The organism is Nocardioides sp. (assembly GCF_016462705.1).
Classification (GTDB): Bacteria; Actinomycetota; Actinomycetes; order Propionibacteriales; family Nocardioidaceae; genus Nocardioides.
Map to the genome: position 1 here is coordinate 23,581 of NZ_JAEMSS010000029.1, position 7,671 is coordinate 31,251.

Below are 7,671 nucleotides of genomic sequence, written 5' to 3' on the forward strand. Positions count from 1 at the left end.
GGGGAGTCAGCATGGAACGTCTGTCAGGGCTCGACGCCAGCTTCCTCTACCTCGAGACACCCGCGCAGCTCATGCACGTGTGCGGCGTCATCCTGCTCGACCCCTCGACGATGCCCGACGGCTACTCCTTCGAGCGGCTGCAGGCCGGGATCGACGAGAACGTCCGCGACGTCCCGGAGTTCACCCGCAAGCTCCGCCGGGTCCCCCTCGACCTCGACCACCCGGTCTGGGTGCAGGACAAGCACTTCGACATCGAGCGGCACGTGCACCGGCTCGCCCTCCCCAAGCCGGGCGGCTACCGGGAGCTCACGCAGCTCGCGAGCCGGCTCGCCGGCCTCCCCCTGGACCGCTCCCGGCCGCTGTGGGAGATGTGGGTCATCGAGGAGTACGTCGACCGGGAGGGCCGAGACCTGGTGGCGGTCTTCTCGAAGATGCACCACGCGACCGTCGACGGCGTCTCGGGCGCCAACCTGATCTCGCACCTGTGCTCGATCGAGCCGGCCGCGCCGCCGCTGGCGCTCACCGAGATCAAGCCGTTCGGGCACGAGCCCACCCGCGCCGAGCTCCTCGGTCGCGGCGTCGTCACCAGCGTCACTCGGCCGCTCACCATCCCCAAGGCACTGGTCCCCTCGATCAAGGGCATCGCGCAGACCGTCGGCAGGGCCAGGGCCGGGACCGCGATGGCAGCACCGCTGACCGCCCCGCGTACGTCGTTCAACGGGACCATCACCGGCCACCGGACGATCGGCCTGGTCGACCTGAGCCTGGACGACATCAAGGAGGTCAAGGCGGCCAGCGGAGCCACGGTCAACGACGTGGTCCTGGCCGTCGCCGGAGGTGCGCTCCGCGGCTACCTCGAGGACCGCGACGAGCTGCCCGACAGCTCACTGCTGGCGACCGTGCCGATGTCCGTGCGTGAGTCGTCCAAGCGCGAGTCCGGCGCCAACAAGGTCTCGGCGCTCTTCACGCGCCTCGGCACCGACATCGAGGACCCCCTGGAGCGGCTGGAGGAGCTCGCGGAGAGCAACCGGCACGCCAAGGACCATGCGCAGGCGATCAGCGCCGACTCCCTCCAGGACTGGGCCGAGTTCGCCGCACCCCGCACCTTCGGCCTGGCCGTCCGCGCGTACGCCGGCCTCCGCCTGGCCGAGAGGCACCCGGTGGTGCACAACCTGGTGATCTCCAACGTCCCGGGCCCGCCGATCCCGCTCTACTTCATGGGCGCGGAGGTCCCCTCGATCAAGGGCATCGCGCAGACCGTCGGCAGGGCCAGGGCCGGGACCGCGATGGCAGCACCGCTGACCGCCCCGCGTACGTCGTTCAACGGGACCATCACCGGCCACCGGACGATCGGCCTGGTCGACCTGAGCCTGGACGACATCAAGGAGGTCAAGGCGGCCAGCGGAGCCACGGTCAACGACGTGGTCCTGGCCGTCGCCGGAGGTGCGCTCCGCGGCTACCTCGAGGACCGCGACGAGCTGCCCGACAGCTCACTGCTGGCGACCGTGCCGATGTCCGTGCGTGAGTCGTCCAAGCGCGAGTCCGGCGCCAACAAGGTCTCGGCGCTCTTCACGCGCCTCGGCACCGACATCGAGGACCCCCTGGAGCGGCTGGAGGAGCTCGCGGAGAGCAACCGGCACGCCAAGGACCATGCGCAGGCGATCAGCGCCGACTCCCTCCAGGACTGGGCCGAGTTCGCCGCACCCCGCACCTTCGGCCTGGCCGTCCGCGCGTACGCCGGCCTCCGCCTGGCCGAGAGGCACCCGGTGGTGCACAACCTGGTGATCTCCAACGTCCCGGGCCCGCCGATCCCGCTCTACTTCATGGGCGCGGAGATCCTGGCCCTCGCCCCGCTCGGGCCGGTCTTCCACGGCGCCGGCCTCAACGTCACCGTCATGTCCAACAACGGCAAGATGCACGTCGGGATCATCGCCTGCCGGGAGTCGATGCCCGACGTCGACGACCTGGCCGAGCGGTTCCCCGCCGAGCTCGCGAAGCTGAAGTCGGCCGTGGCCGTGATCAAGAAGCCGACGCCGATCCGCAGGAAGAAGGCCGTGGCCAAGGGCTGACTTCTGGCCGTCGGGGTGGTGGCCTGCGGAGTGGCCCGGCGAGTGTGGCCCGGCGAGTGTGGCCCGGCGGGCCTGCGCTGGGATGGTCTCGACGGGCTCGACCTCCGCGCTACGCGGTGTCGCTGCGCTCGCCCTGCTTCGCTCGGAAGTCCCGGGCCCGCGCGTTGACCGTGGCGGCCGCCTCGACGAACGCGGGCACGAACACCTCGGTCTCCAAGGCGCAGGCGGCGTGGCCGGCGTCGATGTCGTGGATGGTCGCCCCGGGGATCGCGCGCGCCAGGGCGCGCTGGCGGCCGGGCGGGATGACGTGGTCGTTGTTGAGGACGACCACGGCCGTGGGCACGTCGATGCGGCGCAGCCAGGGCCGCGAGTGGTGCCGGCCGAGAGCGGAGAGGGCCTGGCCGACCGCCCAGGGGCTCGTGCTCTTGAACTCGCGCAGTGCCCACTCCTGGATGTCCGAGGGCTCGAAGTCGACCGCGTCGGCGGCCACCCGGGCCGCGCGTACCGCGGTGCGCGACCGGGAGACGCCGCGCGTGGCCAGCATCGTCACGCCCATGCCGGCGAAGAAGAGCTGCTCGGGGACGTTCATCCGGAACCGGTCGGTCGTCGCCGCGAGCACCAGGCCGTCCAGCCGGCCGGGGTGCTGTCGCCAGACCCGCTGCGCCACGATGGACCCCATCGAGTAGCCACCGACGAGCGCCCGGTCGATGCCCAGCACGTCGAGGAGCGCCACCACGTCGTCCGCGCAGTCGGCCAGCGAGAACTCCTCGCTCTGGATGCCCTGCCCGTGCCAGCGCAGGTCCAGGGTCACGACCCGGAAGCGCCGCGACAGCGGCTCGATGCAGGGGAACCACGTCAGGAGTCCGGTGCAGCCGAGCGCGTGCAGCAGCACGATCGTCGGCGACCCGGGGTCCGGACCGGCGGTGTCGGTGACGTAGGTCCTACCTCGGCCGGGCAGCTCGACGAGGTCGCCCGGGGGGATCTGCGCCCATGGCATGTAGACCTGGTTGCGCAGCACTGAGAGCGGGTTCACGCGCGCTCCCTCCTTCCTCGGGCGTGGTAGAACACGTTACAGTTTTCGCAGCGGAGCGGTACCCCCGAGGGCAGGAGAACGACGTGGCTGTGGCCAGTGACACCGACGGGTTCACAGCGCCCGATGCCGAGGTCGCGGAGGCCGTCGAGGCGGTCCGGTCGGTCCTCGCCGAGACCCTGGACCGGGCCGTCAAGAACCTCGCCGAGGGTGAGCGGGTGCCGTGGTCCGCGCTCGCCGACGCCGGTCTCCTGGGGCTGATGGTGCCGGAGCGGCACGGTGGTGAGGGTCTCGGTCTCGACGCCGTCGCGGTGCTGCTGGGCGGGACCGGCGAGCGCGCCGTCCAGCTGCCCGTCCTCGAGACGCTGTGCTGCGGCGTCCTCACCCTCGCCGCCCACGGCTCGCCGGAGCAGCAGGAGGCGCTGCTGCCGGGCGTCGCCAGCGGCGAGGTCGTCCTCACCCCCGCGATCCGGGAGGTCGGGCGCCCGCTCGGCGCGGTCCCGCAGACGACGTACGCCGACGGCACGGTCACCGGCCGCAAGATCGCCGTCACCTACGCCGACGGGGCGGACCGGCTGCTCGTCACCGCCGCCCACGCCGACCAGCAGGTCGTCGCGCTGGTGGACGTCGGCGACCCGGGGGTCACGCTCCTGGAGTCGGGCTCGTCCTCCGGCCTCGCCACGCACACGGTCGTCCTCGACGGCGCTGCCGCCGAGGTGCTGTCCGACGGCGCCGCTCGGACCCTTCTCGACCACTACGTCGCGGGGCTCTGCGTCACCGCGGCCGGCGTCGTCGCGGGCGCCCGGGACCTCACCGCCGGCTACATCAAGGGCCGCACCCAGTTCGGCCGCTCCCTGGCGGAGTTCCAGGCGGTGGCGATGCAGATCGCCGACGTCTACATCTCCTCGCGGACCCTCGACCTGGCCGCCCAGAACCTCACCTGGCGTCTCCAGCACGGCCTCGACGCCTCCGACGACCTCGCCGTGGCGGCGTACTGGGTGTGCGCCGAGGCACCGCCCGCCCTGCGCACCTGTCACCACCTGCACGGCGGGATGGGCGTCGACGTCACCTACCCGCTGTCCCGGTACTTCTCGTGGATGACCGACATCGTCCACGCGCTCGACGTGCCCTCCGAGGCGGTCCCGATCGAGGACCCCACGACGAAGAACCTGGAGCTGACCGCCGCCCAGCGCTCGCTCAAGGCCGAGCTGCGCACCTACTTCGGGGGGCTCGCCGACCACAACGAGCACCGCGAGATGGGCCTGGACCGGCACGGTGAGGTCTACCAGCGAGTCGTCCGGCAGATGGGCGAGGACGGCTGGATGGGCGTCGGCTGGCCGACGGAGTACGGCGGCCACGGGCTCGGCGAGATCGAGCAGACCATCTTCGCCAACGAGGCGCAGTACTCCGACGTGCACCTGCCGGCGGTCACCCTGCAGACGGTCGGCCCGACGCTGATCCGCTACGGCACCGAGAAGCAGAAGGACCTGTTCCTGTCGCGGATCCTCGCCGGCGACGTGCACTTCGCGATCGGCTACTCCGAGCCGGACGCCGGCACCGACCTCGCGTCGCTGCGCACCACCGCCCGGCGCGACGGCGACCACTACGTCGTCAACGGCCAGAAGATGTGGACCACCGGTGGCCACCAGGCCGACTACGTGTGGCTCGCGGTCCGCACGGATCCGGACGCGCCCAAGCACAAGGGCATCTCGATCCTGATCGTGGACACCAAGGACCCGGGCTACTCGTTCACGCCGATCATCACCGCGGACGGGTCGCACCACGTCAACGCGACCTACTACAACGACGTCCGGGTGCCCGTCGACATGCTGGTCGGCGAGGAGAACCAGGGCTGGAAGCTGATCACGACCCAGCTCAACCACGAGCGCGTGATGCTCGGTCCCGCCGGCCGGATCGAGGGGCTGCGCGACCGGGTCGTCGACTGGGCCACGAAGGCCGGGGTCGTCGACCAGCCCGACGTACGCCGGGTGCTGGGCCAGACCACGGCCGTGTTCCGGGTCAACGAGCTGCTCAACTGGGAGGTCGCCCGGGCCGCCGCGGTCGGCGAGATCTCGGTCGGCGACGCGTCGTCGTCCAAGGTGTTCGCCGCCGACCAGGTGCAGCACCTGCTGGCCGACCTGACCGCGCTCGTGCACCGCTACGGCGACCCCTCGGACGAGGAGACCCGCCAGCTGATGCACTACTTCGACGGCCAGAAGAAGCGCAACCTCGTGCTGACCTTCGGCGGTGGCGTGCAGGAGGTGCAGCGCGAGCTGATCGCGATGTTCGGCCTCGGCCTGCCGCGGGTGCCCCGATGAGCGGCAGCGCGAGCGACGAGCAGGACGAGCGCGCCGAGCGGATCCGCGCCGAGGCCGACCGGATCATCGCGCTCGGCGAGTGCTCCGAGATGCTGGCGCCGTACGAGGTCCATCCCTCGACCATCGGCACGTGGCTGGACGCGATGGGCTACGAGAACCCGCGGTTCCGCGACGGTGACGAGGCCCCACCGTCGATGGCCCAGGTCTGGACGATGCCCGGCCTGGGCCGCAAGCGCGCGCCCGAGGACCCGCTCAGCCAGATGACCGACTTCCTCACCGACGCGGGCTACACCGCCGTCCTCGGCACCAACTGCGAGCAGGCCTACGAGCGCTACCTGAAGGTCGGGGAGCGACCGCGGGTCACCAACGCCCTCGAGTCCGTCGCCGGTCCCAAGAACACCGCCATGGGCGTCGGCTACTTCGTGACCTCCAAGAACGTCTGGTACGTCGACCACCCGGACGGGACGTCGGAGAAGGTGGCCGAGATGTTGTTCCGGCTGCTCAAGTTCATCCCGAAGGAGCGCGCATGACCGCCGAGACGGCCGAGGCCAAGCCCTACGTCGTCCGGCCGATGGTCAACCGCGACTCCCAGTTCTTCTGGGACGGCACGGCCCTCGGCGAGCTGCGGATCCAGGTCTGCAACGCCTGCGGTGCCAAGCGCTTCCCGCCCGGCCCGGCCTGTCCCGACTGCGGGGCCTTCGACCGCGGTTTCCAGGCCACCGTCGGCCGCGGCACCGTGTTCTCCTACGTCGTGCACCGCTACCCGGCCGTCCCCGGCAAGGAGATGCCGATCGTGATCGCGCTGATCGACCTCGACGAGGGCGTCCGGATGGTCGGCGAGGTCGTCGACGTGGCGGACGACGAGATCGAGATCGGCATGCCTCTGCGGGTGGACTTCAACAGGATCGACGACGAGCTGACCCTCCCGGTCTGGAGACGAGCATGAGGACCCTGACGGCGGGGGAGCAGATCCCCGAGTGGAGCCTGCCGCTCACCCCCACGACCATCGTGAGCACCGCGATCGCGACCCGGGACTGGCAGGACGTGCACCACGACCGCGACGTCGCTCAGGCCGCCGGGTCGAAGGACATCTTCATGAACATCCTCACCAGCAACGGGCTGGTCGAGAAGTTCGTGGTCGACTGGGCGGGCCACGATGCCGAGCTCAAGGGCATCGCGATCCGGCTGGGCGCGCCTGCGTACCCCTACGACACGCTGACCTTCAGCGGCACCGTCGACGCCGTCGAGGACGGCGTCGCCACCATCTCCGTGGTCGGACGGGTGTCGCTCGGCGACCACGTGACCGGCACCGTCAAGGTGGTCGCCCAGGAGACGGCCCCGTGACCCGGTCCCTGTCGGGCGCCGCCGCCATCGTCGGCATCGGCGCCACCGAGTTCTCCAAGGCGTCCGGCCGCTCCGAGCTCCAGCTGTCGGTCGAGGCGGTCCAGCACGCCCTCGCCGACTGCGGCCTCACGCCCGCGGACGTCGACGGGCTGACGACGTTCACCATGGACACCTCGTCCGAGATCGCGGTCGCCCGCGAGCTCGGGATGAAGGAGATGCGGTTCTTCAGCCGGATCAACTACGGCGGAGGTGCCGCCTGCGCCACGGTCCAGCAGGCTGCGATGGCGGTCGCCACCGGCGTGGCCGACGTCGTCGTCGCGTACCGCGGCTTCAACGAGAGGTCCGAGTCGCGGTTCGGCCAGTTCTCGCTGGCCGCGGCCACGCAGGTCAACACCAACGGCCTCGACAACGCGTGGTCCTACCCGATGGGTCTCGGCACACCGGCCGCCACGGTCGCGATGCAGGCCACCCGCTACATGCACGAGTACGGCGCCACGTCGGCCGACTTCGGCGCGGTCGCGGTGGCCGACCGCCGGCACGCCGCCACCAACCCTCATGCGTTCTTCTACGGCAGGCCGATCACCATCGAGGACCACCAGGCCTCCCGGATGATCGTCGACCCGCTGCACCTGCTCGACTGCTGCCAGGAGTCCGACGGGGCGGTCGCCCTGGTCATCACCTCCGCCGAGCGCGCCCGCGACCTCGCGCAGCCGGCGGCCGTCATCACCGCCGCGGCCCAGGGCAGCGGTGCCGACCAGTACGTCATGACGTCCTACTACCGCGAGGACATCGGCATCCCCGAGATGGGCGTCGTCGGCCGCGAGCTCTGGCGCCAGTCCGGCCTCCGGCCCGACGACATGCCGATGGCGATCCTCTACGACCACTTCACGCCGTACGTCCTGATGCAGCT

The 7,671-nt window shown here is 71.1% G+C and carries 7 protein-coding genes; 6 read left to right on the forward strand and 1 reads right to left on the reverse strand.

Going from position 1 to position 7,671, the window contains the following annotated elements:
• The first annotated feature begins 11 nt into the window (after positions 1-11).
• A complete protein-coding gene (locus tag JHD21_RS05855; protein ID WP_292672413.1) occupies positions 12-2,069 on the forward strand; it encodes a wax ester/triacylglycerol synthase family O-acyltransferase in 2,058 nt (685 codons plus the stop codon).
• A gap of 109 nt (positions 2,070-2,178) precedes the next feature.
• Here JHD21_RS05855 and JHD21_RS05860 read toward each other — a convergent pair whose 3' ends face one another.
• Positions 2,179-3,102, reverse strand: a complete 924-nt coding sequence (locus JHD21_RS05860; protein WP_292672414.1) for an alpha/beta fold hydrolase — start codon at positions 3,100-3,102, stop codon at positions 2,179-2,181.
• Between the two features lie 83 nt (positions 3,103-3,185).
• Between JHD21_RS05860 and JHD21_RS05865 the strand changes: the two genes are divergently transcribed.
• The 5 genes from JHD21_RS05865 to JHD21_RS05885 form a co-directional block, all read left to right on the forward strand.
• On the forward strand, positions 3,186-5,417 hold the full coding sequence (locus tag JHD21_RS05865) for an acyl-CoA dehydrogenase (protein WP_292672415.1): 2,232 nt from the start codon (positions 3,186-3,188) through the stop codon (positions 5,415-5,417).
• A complete protein-coding gene (locus JHD21_RS05870; RefSeq protein WP_292672416.1) occupies positions 5,414-5,947 on the forward strand; it encodes a hypothetical protein in 534 nt (177 codons plus the stop codon). The genes JHD21_RS05865 and JHD21_RS05870 overlap by 4 nt, the downstream gene beginning before the upstream one ends.
• Complete coding sequence (locus tag JHD21_RS05875; RefSeq protein WP_292672418.1) at positions 5,944-6,363, forward strand: OB-fold domain-containing protein; 420 nt, start codon at positions 5,944-5,946, stop codon at positions 6,361-6,363. The genes JHD21_RS05870 and JHD21_RS05875 overlap by 4 nt, the downstream gene beginning before the upstream one ends.
• Positions 6,360-6,761, forward strand: a complete 402-nt coding sequence (locus JHD21_RS05880) for a MaoC family dehydratase (RefSeq protein ID WP_292672420.1) — start codon at positions 6,360-6,362, stop codon at positions 6,759-6,761. The genes JHD21_RS05875 and JHD21_RS05880 overlap by 4 nt, the downstream gene beginning before the upstream one ends.
• Positions 6,758-7,671: lipid-transfer protein (locus tag JHD21_RS05885; RefSeq protein ID WP_292672421.1), on the forward strand; the 914-nt coding region annotated here is incomplete at its 3' end. The genes JHD21_RS05880 and JHD21_RS05885, both read left to right, overlap by 4 nt.